General features: G+C 50.0%; 20 protein-coding genes, 10 tRNA genes and 2 rRNA genes (1 of these 32 only partly in view). 28 read left to right on the top strand and 4 right to left on the bottom strand.

All coding sequences use genetic code 11. From position 1 onward, the window contains the following. From NYE70_RS10880 to yajC, 20 genes are all read left to right on the top strand, one after another. A 23S ribosomal RNA gene (locus tag NYE70_RS10880) occupies positions 1 to 633 on the top strand (it extends 2,414 nt beyond the left edge of the window). 114 nt (positions 634 to 747) lie between these two features. Continuing rightward, positions 748 to 864: ribosomal RNA gene (gene rrf, locus NYE70_RS10875) — 5S ribosomal RNA — on the top strand. Between the two features lie 7 nt (positions 865 to 871). Then, positions 872 to 947: transfer RNA gene (locus NYE70_RS10870), tRNA-Asn, on the top strand. Positions 948 to 953: 6 nt separating this feature from the next. Further along, a tRNA-Glu gene (locus NYE70_RS10865) sits at positions 954 to 1,028 on the top strand. A gap of 141 nt (positions 1,029 to 1,169) precedes the next feature. Beyond that, a tRNA-Val gene (locus tag NYE70_RS10860) sits at positions 1,170 to 1,245 on the top strand. 39 nt (positions 1,246 to 1,284) lie between these two features. Continuing rightward, positions 1,285 to 1,358 (top strand) — tRNA-Met (locus NYE70_RS10855). A 33-nt stretch (positions 1,359 to 1,391) separates the two neighbouring features. Continuing rightward, a tRNA-Asp gene (locus tag NYE70_RS10850) sits at positions 1,392 to 1,468 on the top strand. A 24-nt stretch (positions 1,469 to 1,492) separates the two neighbouring features. Further along, positions 1,493 to 1,568 (top strand) — tRNA-Lys (locus NYE70_RS10845). Positions 1,569 to 1,584: 16 nt separating this feature from the next. Beyond that, positions 1,585 to 1,659 (top strand) — tRNA-Gly (locus NYE70_RS10840). A 6-nt stretch (positions 1,660 to 1,665) separates the two neighbouring features. Beyond that, positions 1,666 to 1,742, top strand: a tRNA-Arg gene (locus NYE70_RS10835). A gap of 20 nt (positions 1,743 to 1,762) precedes the next feature. Further along, positions 1,763 to 1,842: transfer RNA gene (locus tag NYE70_RS10830), tRNA-Leu, on the top strand. A 5-nt stretch (positions 1,843 to 1,847) separates the two neighbouring features. Then, a tRNA-Pro gene (locus NYE70_RS10825) sits at positions 1,848 to 1,921 on the top strand. A gap of 176 nt (positions 1,922 to 2,097) precedes the next feature. Continuing rightward, a complete protein-coding gene (locus tag NYE70_RS10820) occupies positions 2,098 to 2,787 on the top strand; it encodes a BofC C-terminal domain-containing protein (RefSeq protein ID WP_341045963.1) in 690 nt (229 codons plus the stop codon). Between the two features lie 235 nt (positions 2,788 to 3,022). Further along, on the top strand, positions 3,023 to 3,526 hold the full coding sequence (ruvC, locus tag NYE70_RS10815) for a crossover junction endodeoxyribonuclease RuvC (RefSeq protein WP_211020177.1): 504 nt from the start codon (positions 3,023 to 3,025) through the stop codon (positions 3,524 to 3,526). Further along, the gene (gene ruvA / locus NYE70_RS10810) at positions 3,523 to 4,143 is read left to right on the top strand and encodes a Holliday junction branch migration protein RuvA (protein ID WP_341045962.1); all 621 of its coding nucleotides are present in this window, start codon (positions 3,523 to 3,525) and stop codon (positions 4,141 to 4,143) included. The genes ruvC and ruvA overlap by 4 nt, the downstream gene beginning before the upstream one ends. Before the next feature lie 36 nt (positions 4,144 to 4,179). Further along, positions 4,180 to 5,187, top strand: coding sequence for a Holliday junction branch migration DNA helicase RuvB (gene ruvB, locus NYE70_RS10805; RefSeq protein ID WP_341047577.1), 1,008 nt, complete (start codon positions 4,180 to 4,182; stop codon positions 5,185 to 5,187). Positions 5,188 to 5,235: 48 nt separating this feature from the next. Further along, positions 5,236 to 7,335 carry a SpoIID/LytB domain-containing protein gene (locus tag NYE70_RS10800; RefSeq protein ID WP_341045960.1) on the top strand — a complete coding sequence of 700 codons (2,100 nt, stop codon included), beginning with the start codon at positions 5,236 to 5,238 and terminating at the stop codon, positions 7,333 to 7,335. Between the two features lie 10 nt (positions 7,336 to 7,345). Beyond that, positions 7,346 to 8,374, top strand: coding sequence for a tRNA preQ1(34) S-adenosylmethionine ribosyltransferase-isomerase QueA (gene queA / locus NYE70_RS10795; protein ID WP_211020171.1), 1,029 nt, complete (start codon positions 7,346 to 7,348; stop codon positions 8,372 to 8,374). A 24-nt stretch (positions 8,375 to 8,398) separates the two neighbouring features. Further along, positions 8,399 to 9,535: a tRNA guanosine(34) transglycosylase Tgt gene (gene tgt, locus NYE70_RS10790; RefSeq protein ID WP_211020169.1), complete on the top strand. Its 1,137-nt coding sequence runs from the start codon at positions 8,399 to 8,401 to the stop codon at positions 9,533 to 9,535. 35 nt (positions 9,536 to 9,570) lie between these two features. Then, entirely contained in the window at positions 9,571 to 9,873 is a 303-nt protein-coding gene (gene yajC / locus NYE70_RS10785) for a preprotein translocase subunit YajC (RefSeq protein WP_290406074.1), read from the top strand. A gap of 72 nt (positions 9,874 to 9,945) precedes the next feature. Here the strand turns inward: yajC and NYE70_RS10780 are convergent, their stop codons facing one another. Both NYE70_RS10780 and NYE70_RS10775 read right to left on the bottom strand, forming a co-directional pair. Then, the gene (locus NYE70_RS10780) at positions 9,946 to 10,767 is read right to left on the bottom strand and encodes a phosphatase PAP2 family protein (protein ID WP_213656443.1); all 822 of its coding nucleotides are present in this window, start codon (positions 10,765 to 10,767) and stop codon (positions 9,946 to 9,948) included. Between the two features lie 77 nt (positions 10,768 to 10,844). Next, a complete protein-coding gene (locus NYE70_RS10775; RefSeq protein WP_290406073.1) occupies positions 10,845 to 11,237 on the bottom strand; it encodes a TIGR04086 family membrane protein in 393 nt (130 codons plus the stop codon). Positions 11,238 to 11,455: 218 nt separating this feature from the next. Between NYE70_RS10775 and NYE70_RS10770 the strand changes: the two genes are divergently transcribed. Then, complete coding sequence (locus tag NYE70_RS10770) at positions 11,456 to 12,145, top strand: YetF domain-containing protein (protein WP_435530062.1); 690 nt, start codon at positions 11,456 to 11,458, stop codon at positions 12,143 to 12,145. 14 nt (positions 12,146 to 12,159) lie between these two features. Here NYE70_RS10770 and spoVB read toward each other — a convergent pair whose 3' ends face one another. After that, positions 12,160 to 13,740 (bottom strand): stage V sporulation protein B, encoded by a 1,581-nt coding sequence (gene spoVB, locus NYE70_RS10765; protein ID WP_341045958.1) that lies wholly within the window; start codon positions 13,738 to 13,740, stop codon positions 12,160 to 12,162. A gap of 171 nt (positions 13,741 to 13,911) precedes the next feature. Here spoVB and NYE70_RS10760 point away from each other — a divergent pair, with 171 nt between their 5' ends. From NYE70_RS10760 to NYE70_RS10730, 7 genes are all read left to right on the top strand, one after another. Next, positions 13,912 to 14,169 carry a post-transcriptional regulator gene (locus tag NYE70_RS10760; protein WP_211020158.1) on the top strand — a complete coding sequence of 86 codons (258 nt, stop codon included), beginning with the start codon at positions 13,912 to 13,914 and terminating at the stop codon, positions 14,167 to 14,169. A gap of 128 nt (positions 14,170 to 14,297) precedes the next feature. Beyond that, the gene (locus tag NYE70_RS10755) at positions 14,298 to 14,996 is read left to right on the top strand and encodes a preprotein translocase subunit SecD (RefSeq protein ID WP_341045956.1); all 699 of its coding nucleotides are present in this window, start codon (positions 14,298 to 14,300) and stop codon (positions 14,994 to 14,996) included. 19 nt (positions 14,997 to 15,015) lie between these two features. After that, positions 15,016 to 16,269, top strand: coding sequence for a protein translocase subunit SecD (secD, locus tag NYE70_RS10750; RefSeq protein ID WP_341045955.1), 1,254 nt, complete (start codon positions 15,016 to 15,018; stop codon positions 16,267 to 16,269). Between the two features lie 49 nt (positions 16,270 to 16,318). Further along, on the top strand, positions 16,319 to 17,161 hold the full coding sequence (gene secF / locus NYE70_RS10745) for a protein translocase subunit SecF (RefSeq protein ID WP_445323837.1): 843 nt from the start codon (positions 16,319 to 16,321) through the stop codon (positions 17,159 to 17,161). Between the two features lie 115 nt (positions 17,162 to 17,276). After that, the gene (locus NYE70_RS10740) at positions 17,277 to 18,233 is read left to right on the top strand and encodes a cation diffusion facilitator family transporter (protein ID WP_213656448.1); all 957 of its coding nucleotides are present in this window, start codon (positions 17,277 to 17,279) and stop codon (positions 18,231 to 18,233) included. 33 nt (positions 18,234 to 18,266) lie between these two features. Further along, complete coding sequence (gene recJ, locus NYE70_RS10735) at positions 18,267 to 20,672, top strand: single-stranded-DNA-specific exonuclease RecJ (RefSeq protein WP_341045953.1); 2,406 nt, start codon at positions 18,267 to 18,269, stop codon at positions 20,670 to 20,672. Between the two features lie 47 nt (positions 20,673 to 20,719). Further along, the gene (locus NYE70_RS10730; protein WP_211020139.1) at positions 20,720 to 21,238 is read left to right on the top strand and encodes an adenine phosphoribosyltransferase; all 519 of its coding nucleotides are present in this window, start codon (positions 20,720 to 20,722) and stop codon (positions 21,236 to 21,238) included. A gap of 82 nt (positions 21,239 to 21,320) precedes the next feature. Here NYE70_RS10730 and uraA read toward each other — a convergent pair whose 3' ends face one another. Beyond that, positions 21,321 to 22,616 (bottom strand): uracil permease, encoded by a 1,296-nt coding sequence (gene uraA / locus NYE70_RS10725; protein WP_211020137.1) that lies wholly within the window; start codon positions 22,614 to 22,616, stop codon positions 21,321 to 21,323. Between the last annotated feature and the right edge of the window lie 443 nt (positions 22,617 to 23,059).

The following is a 23,059-nucleotide window of genomic DNA, read 5'->3' as shown; positions in this document are numbered from 1 at the left end:
GCCTCCTAAAGAGTAACGGAGGCGCCCCAAGGTTCCCTCAGAATGGTTGGAAATCATTCGAAGAGTGCAAAGGCATAAGGGAGCTTGACTGCGAGACTGACAAGTCGAGCAGGGACGAAAGTCGGGCTTAGTGATCCGGTGGTACCGCATGGAAGGGCCATCGCTCAACGGATAAAAGCTACCCTGGGGATAACAGGCTTATCTCCCCCAAGAGTCCACATCGACGGGGAGGTTTGGCACCTCGATGTCGGCTCATCGCATCCTGGGGCTGAAGTAGGTCCCAAGGGTTGGGCTGTTCGCCCATTAAAGCGGTACGCGAGCTGGGTTCAGAACGTCGTGAGACAGTTCGGTCCCTATCTGTCGTGGGCGTAGGAAATTTGAGAGGAGCTGTCCTTAGTACGAGAGGACCGGGATGGACGCACCGCTGGTGCACCAGTTGTTCCGCCAGGAGCATAGCTGGGTAGCTACGTGCGGACGGGATAAGCGCTGAAAGCATCTAAGCGTGAAGCCCCCCTCAAGATGAGATTTCCCAACTAGTAAGACCCCTTGAAGACCACGAGGTTGATAGGCCTGAGGTGGAAGTGCAGCAATGTATGGAGCTGACAGGTACTAATCGGTCGAGGGCTTATCCAAAACAACTCCAAAAAGTGGCGTCAGGCTGACCAAGCCGATATGAGCACTTGAGGAGACTAACCGCAAATTCACGTTTCGTATCCAGTTTTCAAGCGATTAAGAACGCTTGAACCGTTTGGTGGCGATGGCGGAGGGGTTCCACACGTACCCATCCCGAACACGACCGTTAAGCCCTCCAGCGCCGATGGTACTTGGACCGAAGGGTCCTGGGAGAGTAGGACGCCGCCAAGCATAATATTCCCTGATAGCTCAGTTGGTAGAGCACTCGACTGTTAATCGAGTTGTCACAGGTTCGAGTCCTGTTCGGGGAGCCATATTATGGCCCGTTGGTCAAGGGGTTAAGACACCTCCCTTTCACGGAGGTAACAGGGGTTCGAATCCCCTACGGGTCACCATTCATTACATTACTTCCGGGGATGAGAAGCCCTTTAGGGGTTCGTCGGAGCATTTACTTCGTTAGCGTTACATCGCAGTCTCGAACGAAGTGAGAGTATCCCCTACGGGTCACCATTTTTCTTAATTAGTGCATTACATATGGAGGCTTAGCTCAGCTGGGAGAGCATCTGCCTTACAAGCAGAGGGTCGGGGGTTCGATCCCCTCAGCCTCCACCATAGTTTACTTTAACAAGTAAATATTCTTTTTTTTACTGACGCGGGGTGGAGCAGCCCGGTAGCTCGTCGGGCTCATAACCCGAAGGCCGCAGGTTCAAATCCTGCCCCCGCAATTATCCCTTTAAGGGATCAAGATTTACTAGTGTGGAGCCGTGGTGTAGAGGCCTAACATGCCTGCCTGTCACGCAGGAGACCGCGGGTTCGAATCCCGTCGGCTCCGCCATTTTCATCTTAGATTCGCATATGCGAGCCATTAGCTCAGTTGGTAGAGCACCTGACTTTTAATCAGGGTGTCGAAGGTTCGAGTCCTTCATGGCTCACCAGTCTTATTACTTGTTTGCGGACGTGGCTCAGCGGTAGAGCATCGCCTTGCCAAGGCGAGGGTCGCGGGTTCGATTCCCGTCGTCCGCTCCATAATACGCGCCCTTAGCTCAGCTGGATAGAGCGTTTGACTACGAATCAAAAGGTCAGGAGTTCGAATCTCTTAGGGCGCGCCATTTTCTTTATAATTGCATAAGCCGGTGTGGCGGAATTGGCAGACGCGCGCGACTCAAAATCGTGAGGGAAACCGTGGGGGTTCGAGTCCCTTCACCGGCATATATCGGGACGTAGCTCAGCTTGGTAGAGCACCTGGTTTGGGACCAGGGGGTCGCATGTTCAAATCGTGTCGTCCCGATCAGAAACAGTCATCGCAGATGGCTGTTTTTTTATTTGTCCACAAACTAATGAACTGAATTAAAAGATTGAACTGAGCATATAAGAAGCCCGGTTCCCCGTTCTTCCTCTTCTGTTGTATATTTCATGACCTCCAAGGTCACAATATACATAAAACTCCGATAGAAGGGGATCGTCGTGAATATTTTTCATACCAAAAAACAAATCAGAAAACGTTGGAGACGGATGAAACGAGCCGTATGGACAATCAGCGCTTGCGCTCTCGTGGCTTTGATGGCTTGGATAGGCATGCTTCTGTCCGAACAAATGGAAAAGTTGATGACGAATGAACCGCTTGCGCTAGAGACACTGGGCACCCTCCGGGATGTTCAAGCACAGGACGATTCCCAGCAAGAATGGTTAGAGGAGCTTCGGGAAACCGCGCAGGTACGAATTGTTCATTTAAATAAAATATATACATGCGGTGAAGACCGCTCCGTGTTGGGGCTCATGAGACCGGCAGAAATTGCCCAATTGGCCAAGGACCACCCAACTTGGGATGGAAGACTGGGCCCTGGGGGGGATGTGTGGTTTGATGAACATATTCAAGGATTATCCGAGATTTGCAACCGCGATGGGTATGTGGGCATCGACAAAGAAGGCAATCTGAGTCTTTTTGACGGGCCGCCAAAGCAGGAAAAAGTCATCCGAACCTTTTTTCAATTAGATGTGGAAACTATGGAAAGTGCGCTTCCGACTGAGGTGCTGCAGCAATTGAAGAACGGCATAAGAATTCAGGATGTCGAGGAATACAACAGTGTTTTGTCCACTTTCAGCGATTTTGCAGTTGAAGAATCGGAGAAAACGATGCAACAGAATAAACAGTAATGCGTATAAACGTAGGGGCGTTATTCAATAACGCCTCTTTTTGCTGTTTACTTGAGCTTTGGCGGAAATGGCAGAGTTGTTTTCAAAGTAAGTTCTACAAACTTTTTCCTCAATCGTCCCGATCTTTTGTTATAATAAAGTGAATACATATGTTCGCTTATTCGGACATAAACCCGGATTCCTGAAATAAAGAGGTTGTCCGGAAGACTTGAGCAGGTTGGGGAGAGGTTGAACTTTGCGGATATTGGGCATTGATCCCGGAATCGCGATTGTAGGTTTCGGATTTATTGATAAGCAGGGCAGTAAATGTGTCCCCGTTCAATACGGATGCATTCAAACGGAGGCACACACGCCTGAAGAGGAACGTTTGCTGCATGTCTATGAAGGCATGGTGCAGCTCATCGACAAATACAAACCGGATGCTGTGGCGCTGGAGAAGTTGTTTTTTAATCGTAACGTAACGACAGCCATGTCGGTTAGCCAGGCGCGGGGCGTTATGGTTCTGGCAGCGATGCAGAAGGGGCTCCCTATAGCGGAATATACGCCGATGCAGGTTAAGCAGGCGATCGTCGGATATGGAAAGGCCGAGAAAAGGCAGGTCCAGGAAATGACGAAAATGTTCCTGAAGCTTCAGGCGATCCCAAAACCGGATGACGTGGCCGATGCGCTTGCCGTAGCGATTTGCCATGCACACTCATGTACGTTAAATTCCAAGCTGAATGAGGTATTGCGATCATGATTGATTTTTTACGGGGCCAGGTTGCCCACCTTGAAAATGAATATGTCGTCTTGGATGTACAAGGCATAGGGTATCGCGTTTTCTGTCCGAACCCTTATGCGTTTGCCGCCAAAAATCAAGATTCGATCACAGTTTACACGCATCATCACGTCCGTGATGACGCTATTCTGCTGTTCGGATTTCCAACGCGGGAAGAACAGAAGCTGTTCCGCAAGCTGATCGAGGTGTCGGGAATCGGACCGCGCGTGGCGCTCGGGATATTGAGCGGCGGCAATCCGGACACGGTGGTGGCTGCGATCCATCAGGAGAATATTTCGTTTCTGACGAAGCTGCCGGGAATCGGGAAGAAGACCGCGCAGCGTATGATCCTGGACTTGAAGGACAAGCTTGAGGGCATGGGAGGCATGGCTTCTTTATTCGACCCGGTACCTGCTGCATCGGCCGCTTTCGAAGACGGAACCCCGGGCTGGCCTGAAGCGAGAGAAGGTTTGAAGGCGCTTGGATATACCGATCCCGAATTGGACCGTGTATGGAATAAGCTTAAGGATCAGGTAAGTCAGGATGAAGCCGTTGATTCGGTAATGAAAAAGGCCTTGAAGCTGCTATATGCAGGTTGATAACGGGCTGGAAGAAAGAGGTGCTGGAAAGCGATGATGGAAGACCGGATCATATCCGCGAACTTGATGATGGAAGACCAAGCCGTCGAGCTGAGCCTGCGTCCCCGCTATTTGGCGGAGTATATTGGGCAAAACCAAATCAAAGAAAATTTGAAAATATATATCGAAGCCGCGAAGATGCGCAAAGAAGCTCTGGATCATGTCCTGCTTTATGGACCTCCCGGACTCGGAAAAACGACACTCGCCAACATTATCGCCAACGAGCTTGGTGTGAATTTACGGACGACGTCGGGTCCCGCGATTGAACGGCCGGGCGATCTTGCCGCTTTATTGACAAATCTTCAGGAGGGCGACGTCCTATTTATCGATGAAATCCATCGGTTACACCGGACAGTGGAAGAAGTTCTTTATCCGGCGATGGAGGATTTCGCGCTGGATATTATGATCGGCAAGGGGCCGAGCGCCCGTTCCGTCCGGCTGGACCTGCCTCCTTTTACACTCGTTGGCGCTACGACCCGTGCAGGCCTGCTGTCAGCTCCGCTGCGCGACCGCTTCGGGGTAGTCAGCCGACTTGAATTTTATACGCAGGACGAGCTTAGCTTTATCGTTTCGCGCAATGCCGATATTTTGGGAATTGAGATTATCGGGGATGCCGCGGATGAGGTTGCGCTCCGATCCCGGGGGACTCCGCGGATAGCCAATCGTCTGTTGAAGCGGGTAAGAGATTATGCCCAAGTGCGGGGCGACGGAATGATCACCCCTGAAATCGCCAGAGAAGCGCTACAGATGCTTCAGGTGGATCCGATGGGTCTGGATCTGATCGATCATAAGATGCTTCGAGCGATGATTACGAGTTTCCGGGGCGGCCCCGTAGGACTCGACACGATCGCGGCAACGATCGGCGAAGAAAGCCAGACGATCGAGGATGTATATGAACCCTATCTGCTGCAGATCGGTTTTTTACAGCGGACGCCACGGGGGCGGATGGTAACGCCGGCGGCATATAATCATTTGGGTTTACCGCTTCCCGATGTACAGAAATAATGAGCGAATAAGGATATAAGCTTGGCATCATGAAGGAGGAATCACCGCGTGAAAGGAACTAATTCGGGAATCAAATTCAAGTGGAGCAGGTGCGGAAAAGGGATACTGGCCGGACTTCTTCTGGCCGGTGCGATCCAGCTTCCGGCATCCGCCGACTCAGGAATCGGCCCTCATGTTCGGGTAGCCATGTACCTGGATCTAGGCAGCACTTACAAATCAACGATCCCTGCGGTTACGATCAAAGGGGATGCGGCTTGGGGAGCAGGTCCACAATCAGGAACGGAGAACTGGGTTCAGTTTGCTCCCGGACAATCCGCCCGGTTCAGCGTGGACGGTTATAAAGTCAAAGCTTTGGAAAGCTCGGATTGGAAGACTGTGGCGGCTGTGATTAAGAAGCTGCAAGGTACGACCGATAAGCCCGTTGCCTTTGCGCAGAACAGCAGCGGAGGAACGATTTATCGCGTTTATACCGGACCATATGCGAATGCAGCAGAAGCTGGGAAAGCCGTCGACAGAGTCGCAGGCTCGATTTCGTCCTGGATCAAAGGTCAAAAACCGTCCGTTCACGGGAATTTCTATGTTTCTGCCGGCAGTTATGGAAGCAAAGCCGAAGCCGATACGGTGCTTGATACGTTGAGCGCTCAAGGAACAGAGGCCTCCGCCGTTATGACCGGACCGCAACAATATTCCGTCTGGGTCGGCGGCGCGTCCAATGAAGCCGAATTAGGGACGATACAGGGGCAGCTGACTCAAGTCTTCCCGCAAATACCGTGGGCACCTGCCGCACAGACGGGAACATCGATTTTGATTCACAACGATGTAACGCTGAATTTAGATACACCATCCCCGGTAGAGCATTATGAGCTCAGCGGAAATGAGGCTCTTCTAGTCCGCGACAACGACGATAATTCTTTTCTTCAATTGGTTGAACGATCCGCTCGAAAATATCGTGGTGACTTCGAAATTAGCCGATATAGCGGACAGCTCGCTCTTGTGAACGAAGTATCATTGGAACAATACCTATATTCCGTTGTGGGAGCCGAGGTATCCTCCTCATGGCCACAGGAGTCATTAAAGGCTCAGGCGGTTGCTGCACGCAGTTATGCCCTTTATAATGCCGCCCTTAATAAATTCAAAATAGCCGGGCTGGTAGATACAACCTTAAGTCAGGTTTATAACGGTGCTGAGAAAGAAGCGAACAGCATTATTCAAGCCGTAGACAGTACGAGCGGGGAAGTGATGATGGCTGACGGGAGAATTGTGGAAGGAATCTTTTCTTCCAACAGTGGCGGGGTAACCGCGGATTCTACGGAAGCATGGGGCAGTTACAACCCCGTGTATTCCAGCGTGCCGAGCAAGGAGGACGAGGTCGTACAGGCTTCGCTAAAATCATGGTACCATGTGCTACTGTCAAACGGGGCGACGGGTTATGTACGCGAAGATAATACGGCATCGTTGGGAAGCACGACCGCTGCCGGATTACAGAAATTAACGGTAACGACTTCCGTCATGGTTCGGCCCCTTCCGATGATTCAGTCGGACGTAGATCCTGTAGCCAAGTTGAATCCTGGAGACCAAGCCATTGTACTTGATAAAGTGGATGAATCGAGTGCGTATGCCTGGATTCGAGGGCCATTCAGTTCCGCGGAATTGTTGAAATCCCTAAAAGGCAAAACGACAACAGAGGCACCGTCACCGATATTGAATCTGGAAATCACCCAAAGAGGGCCATCCGGACGCGTTACCCAGATCAAGGCGAATGGACAAATCCTGGATGTTAAATATCCGGACGCCTTCCGTTCGGCTTTGAACGGACTGCCCAGCACGCTGTTTGATATTGCCGCTACCGGAAGGTATACTGTACAGAGTGCAGGGGGCACGACGTCAAGCGGCACGGCCGCTTCGGGTACTCCGCTGCTGACTTCATCCGGTGTGAAAAGCTGGGATGGAGGAAATATGGTGGTTATGGACGGTAACGGCACTGCACGCGTAATTGACCAAACCAACGAGTTTCTGTTTGTCGGCAAGGGCTACGGCCATGGAATCGGAATGTCCCAATGGGGGGCAAAAGGTATGGCGGATGCCGGGTATGATTATCGGCAAATCTTGCAACACTACTATCAAAATGTGACAATTGTCAAGGAATGAAGGCGTAAATATGAATGTTGATTTGTACGATTTTGAACTGCCGGAAGAGTTGATCGCCCAGACTCCGCTTGCGGATCGGAGCGCTTCCCGGCTGTTGACGTTAAATAAAAGAGACGGAAGCACACAGCATCGTATTTTTTCGGATATTGTAGAATATCTGAAACCCGGTGATACCCTGGTGTTGAATGACACCCGGGTTATCCCCGCGCGGTTGTTCGGCATCAAAGAAGACACTGGCGCAAAAGCCGAGGTGCTTCTGCTCAAAAATTTGGGTGGAGATCTTTGGGAAGCGCTGGTCAAACCCGGGAAAAAGTTGAAAACCGGCTCAGTCATAGTCTTCAGCGAGGAATTAAAAGCAACGGTTGAATCGGAAGGGGAAATGGGCGGACGAGTTTTGCGTTTTTCCTATCAGGGTATTTTTAATGAAATTCTAGATCGCTTGGGTCAAATGCCGCTTCCTCCTTACATTAAGGAGAAACTGGATGATCGCGAACGTTACCAGACGGTCTATTCCAAACACGAAGGCTCAGCTGCGGCACCAACGGCCGGTCTGCATTTTACCGAGTCTTTGCTGGAGGAGATCAAGGCGAAAGGGATTGACATTGCCTTCGTCACACTTCATGTCGGATTGGGTACTTTTCGCCCGATGTCCGTTGATCGCGTTGAAGACCATGTTATGCACGAGGAGTATTATGTGCTTCCTCAAGAGACGGCGGATATCCTGAATGAGACCAAAGCCAGAGGCGGCCGTGTCATCGCGGTGGGAACAACGTCTGCGCGGACACTGGAGACGGTAGCACAGAAATGCGCTGGCGGTCCTGTGGCCAAAAGCAGCGGATGGACGGGGATCTTCATTTATCCGGGATATGAGTTTGGATTGGTGGATGCTCTAATCACGAATTTCCACCTCCCGAAATCAACACTCGTAATGCTGGTCAGTGCGCTGGCGGGGCGGGAGAATATATTGAAGGCGTACCGTGAAGCGATTGAACAAAGATACCGTTTCTTCAGTTTTGGCGACGCTATGTTTATTTATTAAGGCTACAGAGGATGGATGATAACAATGGCAGCGATTACCTACGAACACATCAAAACCTGCAAACAGTCCGGTGCCAGATTAGGCCGGGTTCACACTCCGCACGGTACGATCGAGACGCCTGTCTTTATGCCGGTCGGAACACAAGCCACCGTCAAAACGATGAGTCCGGAAGAATTGAAGGACATGGGTGCACGGATCATTCTTAGCAACACGTATCACTTATTCCTGCGTCCGGGGCATGAACTTATCAAGGAAGCCGGCGGACTCCATAAATTCATGAACTGGGACCGGGCCATTCTGACCGACAGCGGCGGGTTTCAGGTGTTTTCGCTTAGCGAAATGCGCAAAATTACGGAGGAAGGCGTTCACTTCCGCTCTCACTTGAACGGGGACAAGCTGTTTCTGTCACCGGAAGTGGTAATGGAAATCGAAAATGCCCTAGGTCCGGATATTATGATGGCCTTTGACGAATGCGCTCCTTATCCTGCCGATTACGATTATGTAAAAAAATCGATGGAACGGACCACACGCTGGGCGGAACGTTGCCTGAAAAGCCATGCCCGACCGCATGATCAAGGCCTGTTTGGAATCGTTCAGGGCGGCATGTTTGAAGATTTGCGCAAGCAGAGCGCCAGAGATTTGACTTCCCTGGATTTTCCGGGGTATGCTATTGGTGGACTGAGTGTGGGCGAGCCTAAACATCTGATGTATGAGATGTTGGAATGTACGGTTCCTCTGTTGCCGACAAACAAACCCCGTTATCTGATGGGGGTAGGTTCTCCTGATGCTCTGATTGAAGGGGCGATTCGGGGAGTCGATATGTTTGATTGCGTCTTGCCAACAAGGATTGCCCGTAATGGAACCACGATGACGAGTCAGGGTAGACTAGTTGTCCGAAACGCTCAGTATGCCAAGGATTTCGGGCCATTGGATCCGGAATGCGATTGCTATACCTGCCGGAACTATTCCCGTGCTTATCTTCGCCATCTCATTAAGGCGGACGAAACGTTCGGTCTTCGGTTGACTACATACCACAACCTTCACTTCCTGATCAATTTGATGGGCAAGGTCCGTCAGGCGATTATGGATGACAGGCTGCTGGACTTCCGGGATGAGTTTTTTGAGCAGTATGGTCTGTTTGGCAACGAAAAAGGATTTTAATGAACCAGGCTATAAAATGAAAGGAGGAAGAAGGAATGTTTCCATTAGCAGCTAATCCAGGGGCGGGCGGAACCGGTTCGCTGATTTCGTTCATCGTACCCCTTGTGATCATGTTTGCCGTGTTTTACTTCTTGCTGATCCGTCCGCAGAAGAAAAAGCAGACTACCCGCAATAATATGCTCAATGCGCTTCAGAAAGGCGACAAGATCATTACGATTGGTGGCCTCCACGGCACGATTATGGAGCTTACCGATGATATCGTAGTCTTGCGCGTCAACGATGTAACGAAACTGACGTTTGATCGCAGTGCAATCAGCCACAAAGTTTCCGAAAGCTAAGAGAAACGAATACGAATTAGCAATAAGAAAGCCGCGAAAGCCTCCACGGAGGTTTTCGCGGCTTTTTTGCCATTATGCAGAAATATTGAAACGGGGATTATAGTTGCTTTTCCAGCGCTGGGCCCAGTTGATGCCGATTGTGGAAGATACGCCCGCAAGTAGCAACCCGGCCAGCATATCCGTGAGCCAGTGAATTCCCAAATAAAAGATCGAGAACACGATAATAACGGCGCTGATCGATGCGAAAAATCCCCATCGGCGGTTACCAGAGCGTACGGCAAGGATAGCCATGGTGACTGAGATGGAGGTATGCAGGCTAGGAAAGCAGTTATTAATCCCGGAAAGGGGACGATAAACGGTTTCAAACTCCGGAAAGGCCTCCAGCATATAAAACGAAACGCCTGAAACCGGGTAAGACCAAACTTCATTAACCGGAAACAGCAAATAGAATGGAATCGCGATCAGATAATTCAGAATTACCGCACAACAGGTCGCATGCAGGAACACGGTTTTCTTTTCTCCAGCGTAAATAAAGAGCGAAGCCAGAATCAAAGACTGAAAAACGATAAGATAAAAAAAGGAAGTAATCCCCGTAAGCCATGGTGCGTGAGTCAAGTTTTGAACCTGTTGCACGAAATGTCCTTCCAGTCGGAAAATCCACGGCGTAAAGTCCGCCGAGTAAGACAACTTATTTTCCAATGCCAATTCGTATCCGTTTAGCAGCAAAACCCCAAGCATCAGCAAGAACGTCCACATGAATCTTCTCGATCTCAACAATTCACCGGCCAAGCCAACGACCGCATGCCAAGGATTTTGGAAGAAGCAGATCAAGACAAACAGGATAAGAACCAGCAGGGTGAACCAAGTAATGGTCTGCATGGAATGGAATAGCAAAATGGAAACCTCCTTTACCCAACCTGAAATCTTCCATCAGATTAACATATAGGAGAAAGGAGAAGTTTGCAGTTCTTTTACTTCTTGTTCAAATTTACCCCGAATACCCCTCCAATTGCTCCGAGAAGCAGCGCGGGAAATATCAGGGCAAGCTCACCTAATCCAAGCGAATGGTCCAGGGCCAAAAAACTGATTAACAGCAGCAGGATTCCGTAGATTAAACCCGTGATCGAACCTTGATACAACCCTTTCTGTCCGGCACGTTTACCTGAGACCAGACCTCCGGCGAGCAGTGATACGCCATGTACCATATAGGTGTACAACTTGAGCTCGTCTTCCTCCAATACGCTGGATTGCAAAAGCAAAGATAGGACCAAGGCGCCCATCATCATCCAGAAAAAAGCGTACCATAAGCCGGACAAAGTAGGGTGGGATAGTCTAAAAGAAACCATACGGCGAATGAAATGCATATAAGATCCCCCAATCATGTCTTGTTATCCCCATTTTATGGTCAAGCATCGGTCGATATGACAGGAACTGAAGATCTTTAGGAATATATTGTTTGGCATGGAATCGAATGACCGGGGTCAGACTACCAGGTACATCCTTGACTTTAAAGAGCAATGACACAAGGGGGGGATTTGAGGTGGCGGCACACGTATCAGCTGTTGTTTTTCGTACTGTGATTATGTATGTGATGGTATTCGCCGTTATGAGGATTATGGGAAAAAGGGAAATCGGACAATTATCCATTTTCGATCTCGTCATATCCATCATGATCGCTGAAATAGCCGTTTTTGCCTTGGAGGATCAGAACCGCCCGCTATATGAAGGCTGGGTACCGATGTTAACTCTGCTGCTGATTCAAATCGGCATCGCCGTCCTTTCGCTTCGTTTTCGCAAGATACGCCTATGGTTTGACGGTAAGCCCAGCGTAATTATACGTAATGGCGATATTAACGAAAAGGAAATGAAAAAACAGCGTTATAATCTGGATGACCTTCTTATGCAGCTTCGTTCCCAAAACATCGACAACATTGCGGATGTTGAATTCGCAGTTCTGGAAACGAGCGGTCAACTGAGCGTTTTGCCAAAGGATAAGTCTAGTGATAACGCTTCCGGCGACAAAAACAAAATGAACAGAAAAAGAGAAGCGGCCCTATCTTCTTTGGTGTCCAAAGTAAAATACGAGGCGCTTCCTTTACCGCTGATTTTGGATGGCAAGGTGGATGACGATAATTTAAAACAGATGGGAAAAACCAGATTTTGGCTGAAAAATCAAATTCAATCCAAAGGAGTTTATGATTTTAAAGATGTCTTTTTTTGCTCTATTGATCATAAAGGAAGGCTATATGTCAATCTAAAAGACAAGAAATGACTCCAAGCGGCTGATCATCCTCGAAACCAATTGCGGATCAATGGCATACGCTTGATGTCATGCAGATCGATTAAACCCGTGATTCTGGCTAAAGCAAGATACAGCAGAGTAGAGAAAAAAGCGGCACACAAAAACTGAATTCCCTGGCTGTCGCTGAATTGAAAATGATTGTTGAGATAGGTTGTTGCTCCTGCCATAATGACCATTCCACAGCAAACCTTGATGACATCCAGCAACGGAAGGCGATAATTTAATGTCCTGGCGACGCTATACCCATGAAGTAAAGTGACGATGACGAAGTTGACGATGATGGCCAGAATGGCTCCATATATCCCGAAAGAAGGATTGGAGGCTAAGTATAGGATCAGAACGATTTTTACGATGGCTCCGATTAAGGTATTGATCAAAGCCCGGCCGGGTTTATCCAGTGCCTGCAAGGCGGCTTGAAGCGGTGCCTGAACATACAGGAAAAGAGCGAACGGGGCCATTATTTTCAGCATTCCGGCAATTTCGCTGTTATTATAGATCAACATGCAGAGAGGTTCAGCCAAAACATACATAATTACCGCAAATGGTGCGCCGGTCACAAGCGCAAGCCGAATCGACTGGTGGAGACGGAGGTGAATGGTCCTCATATCGCCCCTTGCCTGAGCTTCCGCAAGCGAAGGAACGAGTGAGACGGCCAAGGAGGAAGTCAGCGCACCCGGCAGTAATAGAAGCGGGATGATCATTCCCTGCAGCGCTCCGTACTGAGCGGTCGCAATGGCGGTTGCGATCCCCGCGAGGGCAAGACTTTGGGCCGTTGTGATCGATTCCAGAAGATAGGACATGGAACCGACCAAGCGCCCCCCGGTTACGGGAATTGCAATCCTCATGATTCTGCGAAGCATAGGCACGAATGCTTCCTTCCTCGGCATAGACCCTTCGGATGGTTGGTCTTTGGCGGCAAGTGATTTTTCCCGTGATTTCAGGCGCCGGTACTGAAGCAGCAGAACTGCCATTCCGGCAATTTCTCCGGCTACAACGCCCAGCATGGCTCCGGCAGCTGCATATTCGATACCCATCGGAAGCAGCAGATAGGAGAACCATAGTACACAGATGATTCTGGCTATCGTCTCAATAATTGAAGAGGCCGCGGATGGAATCATGTCCTGTTTCCCCTGAAAATAACCGCGATAAACAGAGGATACTGCCACGATGGCGATCATGGGACTCATCGCGACAAAGGTTTGATATACGCGCGCATCAGTAAGAATATAGCGGCTTGCCAACGGCGCTCCCAGGATACATAAGACTGTAAACAGCAAGCCGGCTGCCATGGCAAATATCAGGCTCGTCCGCAATACGGTTTTTGAGCGTTCCGGGTTTCCGGCCGATTCCGCTTCGGCAACAAGCTTGGCTACTGCCAAGGGAATGCCTCCGGCTATGATGGTTACGAGAACCAGGAAAAACGGATAACCGAGCTGATACAGCCCGACGCCTTCCGCTCCGATGATTCGGGGCAGAAGAATCCGGGGGATAAAGCCTAGAATACGATTGACAATGCCCGCAGCCAGCAAAATCATGGTGCCCTGGATAAAGGTTTGTTTATTCAAAGTGGTTCCCTCTCTCCCGATTAGAAGCGAAATGGCAACAATAACAACAGTTGTTACTAAGAATATGCCGGACCTGTCCCGATTCATGACTTGTCTTTTTGATCCCAATGCAGGATTACAGAAAATAAGGTAGAATGTTAAATAGACGGGGAGAGGGAAGGAGGCATCATGATGGCTGAGGACGTAATGGGCGAGAAGGAATTGAATGAGGCGATCGAAAGTTTATGCCGAAGCAAAGCGGAGGAATTCCGGCTGATCGGTTACGAACAGGTAACCGGACCGGACATTTGGGAGTGTGTGAATCAGAAGTACGAGAAGAACGGTTTTCCGCCTTTATATCAGCTTGTGAATGACATCCTTTCTTTGAAAGCTACCCAATTCATGAATTATATGACGATTTCCGCATACCGTGGATCCCGTTTCGATTGAAAGGGGTCTTTTTTGTGATGTATTCATGCAGTACCGTTAATCAAAACGACAATATTTGATAAATTGACGGTCTTTTCATGCGTAGCTATAATAGGAATATTGAGTATTGAAAGGGGAACGAGTATCGGATGAAAAGGATCTTCGCATCCATAACCGTCCTGGTTGTCATCATGAGCATAACAATTACAGCCTGCTCAACCCCTGGACCGCAAAACAAGGATTATTCGGGGCTTGATCACAAAGAGGCTTTCGTGATTATGTATGAAGCAACGCCGATGGATGGCGGAGCTCCGGTAACCAAAGACGCACTGATCTCGACGGTTCAAAGTCTTGAGGCACGAGCCGAAGCTCTGGGAATAAGCAAGCCTGAAATCAGAGTTGACGGTAACAAGCGGATTCGCGTCAGACTGGCGGATGTAACGGACGAGGACGAGGTCCGAAGGAGTCTGGAAGAACCGGCGTTTCTTACTTTTCGAAGTAAAGACGGGAGTGAAACGGCGGACGACGAATACAATGCTATTGAAATGACCGGATCGGATCTCGTTAAAGAAGAAACCGAATTGGTTTATAACCAAGTAAATGAGCCTATGGTAAACATCGAATTTAAGAGCAAGGACAAACTGGCGGAGGTGACGGAGCGATTGCTCGGTCAACCGCTGGCGATCTTTATGGACGATAGATTGATTTCCGCGCCAATCATCCAGGGTGTTCTTACGGATGGTCGCGCCTCCATCTCCGTAGGAGGAGATTTAGAAGATGCGAAACAAATATGCGATTTGATCAGTCTGGGGGCCTTGCCTCTTAAACTTACAGAGATTGAAAACTGAAAGGGGAAGTAAGTACGGGATGAAAAGAATTATAGCATTCATAACCGTCGTGGTAGTCACAACCGGCATTATGGTTTGGTCTACCCCCGGCCTGCTGAACAATGTGCATCTCGGCCTTGATTTAAAAGGCGGATTTGAGATTTTGTATGAAGCAACGCCGATGGAAGGCGGAGCAAAAGTATCCAGGGAATCATTGCTTAAGACAGCCCAAAGCCTTGAAGAACGGGCGAATAAATTGGGGACCAGCGAACCGGAGGTTACGACCGAAGGAACGAACCGTATCCGTCTGAAACTGGCGGGAGTGACGGACGAAGCTGAAGTCCGCAAGCAAATGAAGGAGCCGGCTTCACTTACGTTCCGCAGTAAAGATGGAACGGAAACAGCGGCCGACGAATACAAGAAAATTGAAATGATCGGTACCGACTTTGCCGAAAATGGGGCCAAGCTGGAATTTAACCAGATGAATGAACCCCTTGTAAGCATTAAGGTAAAGAGTAAAGATAAGTTTGCGGAGGTTACCAAGCGCTTGCTCGGTCAACCGCTGGCGATCTACATGAATGATCAATTGATCTCCGCTCCTGTGGTACAGGCCGTCCTGACGGACGGAACCGCCTCGATCAGCGTCGGCGGCGATCTGAACGAAGCTAAAGAATTGCGCGATCAAATCAATCTCGGCGCTCTGCCGCTCAAATTGACGGAGAAATATTCCCAAAGCGTCGGCGCTACGCTCGGGAAGCAGTCGCTCGACCAGACTATTGAAGCAGGTTTGATTGCTTCGGTATTCATTTTGCTGTTTATGGTCGGCATGTACCGTGTTCCCGGTCTGGTTGCCGCATTTACTCTGATCGTTCATACTTGGCTGCTCATCCTGGTGTTTGTGTGGGCTGATTTCACCTTGACCTTGCCAGGGGTTGCGGCGTTCATTCTCGGGATCGGGATGGCCGTCGATGCCAATATCATTACCAACGAACGGATTCACGAAGAAATGCGAACCGGCAAAAGTATCATGTCCGCCGTTAGAGCAGGGGACAAGCACTCTTTACGTACCGTACTGGATTCGAATATTACGACCATTATCGTTGCTGCTGTCATGTACTGGTTCGGGACCGGTGCCGTCAAAGGCTTTGCGCTCGTCCTGATCGTGGAAATCGTGCTCAGTATCGCTACGAACGTTTACCTCTCCCGTTGGCTTCTGAACCTGCTGGTTAAGGCAGGCAAATTGTCGAAGCCGAAATACTTCGGTGTAAAGGAGAGTGAAATCAGTGAGCTTTAATAAAAACTTGAAAAACTTTAACTTTGTGCATATAAGCAAATACTGCTACATGGTCTCGATCGCGTTGACGATCGTCGGGATTATCTGCCTGTCCTTGTTTGGACTGAATTACAGCGTCGATTTCCGGGCGGGTTCCAACGTCGATATTACGACTTCCCAAAAGCTGACTGAAGCTCAGGTGAATCCGATTCTGGATAAGCTCGGCATTGGTGAAGGAACAACGATTAATCCCGGCGATGACCGCATGACCATCCGTTTCACGAACGTGCTTAACGAGGATGAGGAATCCCAGTTGAAAGCGGAAATTACGAAGCTTGACGAGAAGGCATCTTTCGAGGTCAATACAGTAGATCCGGAAATGGCTAAGGAATTGGCGAGAAATGCAATTTATGCCGTACTGATTTCCTGCCTTGGCATTATCATTTATGTCAGCATCCGGTTTGAGTGGCGCTTCGCAGTGGCTGCGATCGTTTCTCTGTTACATGACGCTTTCCTGGTTGTCGCGGTCTTCTCCATATTCCGCTTCGAAGTCGATCTGACCTTCATTATTGCCGTTTTGACCATCATCGGTTATTCCATTAATGACACGATCGTTATCTTTGACCGGATCCGTGAGAACCTGCGGTTCAGTAAGTTGAAAACAAATCACGATTTGGCCGAGCTGGTGAACAAAAGTATTTCCCAGACGATTATGCGGTCTATTTACACCGCATTGACGGTCTTTATCGCAGCGTTCTTCTTGTTCTTGCTAGGTGGGGAATCCATTCGGATGTTCTCGCTGGCTATGGTTATCGGGCTTCTGTTCGGCGCATATTCGACCATCTTTATCGCCAGCCCGTTGTGGTTCGTTCTTAAGAGCAAACAAAAAAATAAGCCGGCCAAAGCGTCCTAATAATCAATATTAAAAAAGGACCATTTTGCCTTAAATTTGGTATGATAGAGCCGCGTCGAAATTGACGCGGCTTTACCGTTCTGTTCTATCTATTGAGTGCTTCAGGAGGATTCATATGCGACGCGAACAAGCCGCTCCAGCTGATTCTGCAGCATGGCTCGGGATTGCCAATCATATTGTCTTAGCCGCTTTCAAAGGAGTGGTAGGCCTGCTGTTCGACAGCCGGGCATTGCTGGCCGATGCTCTTTATTCGGCTTCGGATGCCGCTGCCATGGTCTCGGATAAATTTAAACTCCACAGACGGCCAAAAAAAAGAATAGTGCAGTCTGTCAATGCACCAAGCAGGGCAGGGGAACCGCTGCTGGTTATTATTCTGTCTGTTTTTTTGTTGATGGGAAGTTTTCAGATGGGGATTTCATCAATCGCTGCCGTGTCAAAAGGGGACCTCGTACCTCCGGGGTATTTGGCCGGTGTTGCCATTGTGATCTCTATTGCCTTGAAAGAGGCCCTGTTCCAATTCCAGTATCGTCAGTCCCGGAAACAGCCGGGTGAGCATACCCAATTTCTCATCGAAGCCCATCGTTACTCCTGGTATTCCTCCGTTGCCGTGCTGATCGGCGTATTCGGAACCATGACCGGGCAGGCAATGGAGTTGCCGGCATTGCTCTATCTGGATCCGGCTGCAGCGCTATTCGTAGCGTGCATGGTCCTTTGGCGGGTTTATCTTATGGTGCGCGGCTCCGTTTACGGCTCATTGATTTCAGAGATGCAGGAGGAAGACGCCACACGATTTATTGAAACCGTTCAACGGGTGCATGGCGTCATCACTGTAGAGGAGCTGAAAGCTCAGGAGAACGGCCATTATGTAACTATTACCGCGCGAATAAGCGTAAATCCGCGGATTACTGTGATGGAAGCGAATGATATTGCGAACCGGGCCAAGGTGCTGCTGATGAACCGGTTTTCTCATGTTAGCGATGTCAGTATTCAGGTTCTGCCCTATGATCCCGGTTATCCTTATAAGAGCAATAATGAAGGGCCCGGCGATGACCTGCCGACTTTAATTCAATAGCCTGCAGGGACGGCTGAGAAAGAAGGTGAAATTTTGCTTCAACCGAAGTATCAATGGAATACGCTCTCTTGCGACAGGGAAGCTGCCGATCTGCTTGCACGGCAACTGGACATCCCGCCGCTGGTAGCCTCTCTGATGGCTTCACGCGGTCTGGATAACCCGCAGGAGGCCTTGCGTTTCTTAAAGGGGACCATGGAAAACCTGCATGATCCGTTTCTCCTCAGTGGTATGAATGAGGCGGTTCCACGGATCAGGCAAGCGCTTGATCGTAATGAACGAATTTTGATTTACGGAGATTATGACGCTGACGGAGTCTCCTCTACGGCGTTGATGATCCATCTTATGCGGCATTTGAACGCCGACTACGAATATTACATTCCCCATCGGTCCAAAGAGGGTTACGGACTACATATTCACGCTCTGGAGCAAGCCAAGGAGCGCGGAGTTACGCTGGTCGTCACGGTCGATACGGGGATCAGCGCTGTTGAGCAAATAGCCTACGCCACAAGCGTCGGAATGGATGTCATCGTGACCGACCATCATGAGCCTCCGCCTGTACTTCCTGACGCTTATGCACTCATTAATCCAAAGCTTGCCCATTGTCCTTATCCGTTTAAAGGTTTGGCTGGAGTGGGGGTTGCTTACAAATTGGCCGTAGCGCTGCTGGGGAAGGAGATTCCACCCGAATGGACAGAGCTTGCCGCTCTCGGTACAATAGCGGATTTAATGCCCCTAGTCGGTGAGAATAGAGTGCTTGTTCGCTATGGGCTGCAATCCATGGCGACTTCCGCATTTCCCGGCATGACGGCTTTGCTTAAAACCGCCGGTTGGAAATCGGGCGAGGTGACGGCGACGAACGTGGCGTTCGGTCTCGCACCGCGCATTAATGCCAGCGGCAGAATGAACCATGCCGGCCGGGCGGTTGAATTGCTGACAACCCACGATCGGGAGGAGGCAGAACTGGCGGCTCTGGACCTGGACATCTTGAACAAACAGCGGCAGGGGCTGGTGGAGGACATCGTCCAGGAGGCGCTGGTTGATCTGGAGACCAAAGCAGCCGAAGGACGCCTTCCCGATGTGATCGTTGTAGCCGGAGAAGGGTGGAATGTCGGCGTTGTCGGTATCGTGGCCTCCAAAATCCTCGAGCGTTACTATCGACCGACGCTGGTACTCGGTATCAACCCCGAGACCGGTGAATGCAAAGGCTCGGCACGCTCTATTCCTGGTCTGGACATATATGAGGCATTGACGCATTGCGCCGATTTGCTGGATCATTTCGGCGGTCATACCGCTGCAGCCGGCATGTCCCTGCCGCGGGAGCGGCTGGCCGAGTTCGACAAGCGGCTGAACGACTTTGCTTCCGGGGCTCTCCGTCCCGAGCATTTTATCCCGGTTATGCAAAATGATCTTGAATGTTCCCTTCAGGAAATCACCCTCCCGATCATCGAGCAGTTGGAGCTGCTGGCTCCGTTTGGCATGGCAAATCCGTGTCCGCGGTTACTGATCCGCGGGGCAAAATTGCTGGAATGCCGGCAGATGGGCAAGGATGGCAAGCATTTACGTTTGACGCTCGGCCAGAACGGCAAGACAGTAGAAGCGGTTGCTTTTGGAAAGGGAGAGCTTGCCTTCCTGCTTTCGGAGGAATCGGAAATTGATATTGTGGCGGAAGCGGGGATCAATGAATGGAACGGCTCGCGAAAACCGCAGCTGATGATCCAGGATCTCGCGGTTACCCATTTGCAAGTTTACGATTACAGGGGCTTCCGTAACCCGGTAGCCAAATTGGATGAATTGAAAGAGACCTTGGCCAAATGGACTTCTTTCGGACCGGGAAGCGCTGCTGTCATGGTGAATTCAAGTTCGCCGCAACTGAACGGAAATGATTTGAACGGATGCTCGCTTTGGGTATATGATAGGGTAGTCGGTGCAAGTCCGGCTAACTCTGAATCAGAAAAGGCGGGAGCGGAGGGAATAGGCACGCTGTTTATTTTGGAGCTGCCGGAGATGCCTGTGGAATGGAACAGCATGCTGGCCTTGTTCGGAAATTTGGAGAGAGTGTTTCTGCTTCATCCGAAAACTCCGGTTCGAGAAATGCTTGAGCCGCCTTCTCGCGAGCAGTTCAAAGGGGTATATGCCCTTCTGAGAAAGCTTGCGCCGGAGGGACACCGGGAAGACGAACTGGTTGCCGCTTTGAAGGCACGTACGAAGTTATCCGGACGAATGCTTGGCCTAACCTTGGACGTTTTTGAGGAACTTGGCTTTATTGAGCGGACTTCGGGCATAGTAACTGTAGCCGCGTCACCGCCCAAGCGACCGCTCGAGTCTTCGACGAGGTACCGGGAACTGGGACTGCTGGCGGAAATGGAGCATATTTTGCTGCATGCACCGGTTCCGCAGATTACCGAATGGATGCAAACCCATATACAAGGGGCTTCATAAATCTATACATTCATAGCAATTCGCATATTTTCTAGGAGGAGATTTTATTGGATTTCAAAGACTATATCCGGGTCATTCCGGATTTCCCGCAACCGGGCATCAGCTTCAAGGATATTACAACTTTGCTGAACGACGGTGAGAAATACCGGCTGGCGATCGATGAATTGAAACAACTTGTTTCTAATCTGAAGATTGATCTGATCGCAGGACCCGAGGCCCGCGGCTTCGTAGTAGGAGCACCGCTTGCTTATGCACTCGGTGTAGGATTCGTCCCGATCCGCAAGAGCGGCAAGCTTCCTTATGAGACTATCGAGGTCGGCTACGACCTTGAGTACGGTAAAGATCGGCTCGCCATGCACAGCGATGCCATCAAACCGGGGCAAAACGTCCTCATTGCCGACGATCTTCTCGCCACGGGCGGTACGATCTCTACTTCCGTCGATCTTGTCCGCCAGCTTGGGGGAAATGTAGTCGGAACGGCCTTCCTGATCGAGCTCGGCGAATTGAACGGACGCGCGAAGCTGCCGGATATTGAAGTCTTTTCCCTCGTTCATTACGATTACTAAAAAGGAAGCCTCAATAAATGTAATAAAAAAGCCTCCATATCACCTTGGTGATATGGAGGCTTTTACGCATTGAGCCTTAGGCTTAATGAGCCGCTTTTTCCTCATCCTTGTCGTTGGACCAGCCAAGCACCTGAATCAGTTTGAAGAACAAGCTAAGCAGAATTCCGACGATTGTGGCTAAAGCCATTCCCTTCAGCTCCACAGTGCCCATTGTCAGCTTCGTACCGCTAAGGCCGATGACGAGAACGACGGTTGCAAGCAGCATGTTCGTCGGCTTGGAGAAATCGACTTTTTGCTCTACGAAGATCCGCAGACCGGAAGCTGCGATTACGCCGAACAGCAGCAGGGAGACGCCGCCCATAACAGGCTCGGGGATGAAGGCGATGATCGCAGAAAATTTACCCGAGAAAGAGAGCAGGATCGCGAAGATGGCTGCGCCGCCGATAACGAAGATGGAATACACTTTCGTCAGGGCCATGACACCGATATTTTCACCATAGGTTGTATTTGGTGTCGAACCTACGAAGCCGGACAAGATGGTTGAAATACCGTTACCAAGCAGTGAGCGGTGAAGACCGGGGTCTTTGGACAAATCTTTGCCTACGATATTGCTCGTAACGAGCAAATGCCCGATATGTTCCACGATGACGACCAGAGCCACGGGGATGATCGTGATGATGGCGGAAATGTTCCATTGCGGCGTAGTTACAGTCGGAAGCGAGAACCACTTGGCTTGGGCAATCGCAGCAGTATTCACTTCGCCCATAAAATAAGCGAGAACATAACCAACGACGATTCCGATCAGAATGTGGATGATTTTTGGAAAGCCACGGAATAGGACCGCGCCTAGAACCGTGACACCCAAGGTAACCAGCGAGAGCGTGATGTAAGTAGAGTTCGGAGACCATGCTTCGCCTGGATTTTTCGAAATCCAGCCTGCCATGCCTGCGGCCACCGGAATGAGTTCCAGACCGATCAGGGCAACGATGGCACCCATCGCAGCTGGAGGAAAGACGACGTCGATCCAGGAAGTTCCTGCATATTTGACGAGCAATCCGACGAGCATGAAGATCACGCCGGTCACAATGAAGGCACCCAGTGCCAGCGAGTAGCCGTTGCCCGGATAAGACGCCAAGACCAGAGACACCGGAGAGATGAAGGCAAAGCTGGAACCAAGATAAGCTGGGATCTTTCCTTTACAGATGAAGATGTAAAGCAGGGTTCCGATGCCGTTCATCAGCAAAATCATGCCGGGATCGACGCCGAACAGGTTCGGTACAAGCACGGTGCTGCCGAACATGGCGAACAGGTGTTGCACACTCAGCAGAACACCAGGTCCGAAAGGAACTTTTTCATTAACTTGAATTTCACGTTGCAACAGGGTCACTCCTCTATTTTTCGTACATAATGAAAACTATCCTTAATAGATTAATGAGAATGGCGACATTTTTCAACACAAAATTTATTTTGCCTAAGTGCGAGCTCAAAAAGTCAGGTTTTCAGGACCAAGAAGGTTGGATGAAGCTAGGGACTGAGTAGCGGAGCGTACATGGGGTACGTGAGCAACGGAAGGCCCGGCTGAATTCAAGATTCGACGTCGAATCCGTTTCGTGATCTGCTTCGTCATGGAAAGATGACTTTTTGAACAACCTCTTGAAGGTTATTCTACAGATTCTCCTAAATGATTCTTTAGCATACGCCGGCGAGGAGTTGAGAAAAAGTAAGGATTACACGGTCTCTGACTATTTTTTGGCGGCGAAGTGTCCGAGAGTTGACGGAAGAGAACGCAAGAGTCATAATTATAGGAAATCAAAATTGGGG

The sequence above is a fragment of the Paenibacillus sp. FSL R5-0407 genome (assembly GCF_038009185.1).
Taxonomy (GTDB): Bacteria; Bacillota; Bacilli; order Paenibacillales; family Paenibacillaceae; genus Fontibacillus; species Fontibacillus vini.
The sequence above is the reverse complement of the archived record's forward strand: the minus strand, read 5'-3'. Positions and strand labels throughout refer to the sequence as shown.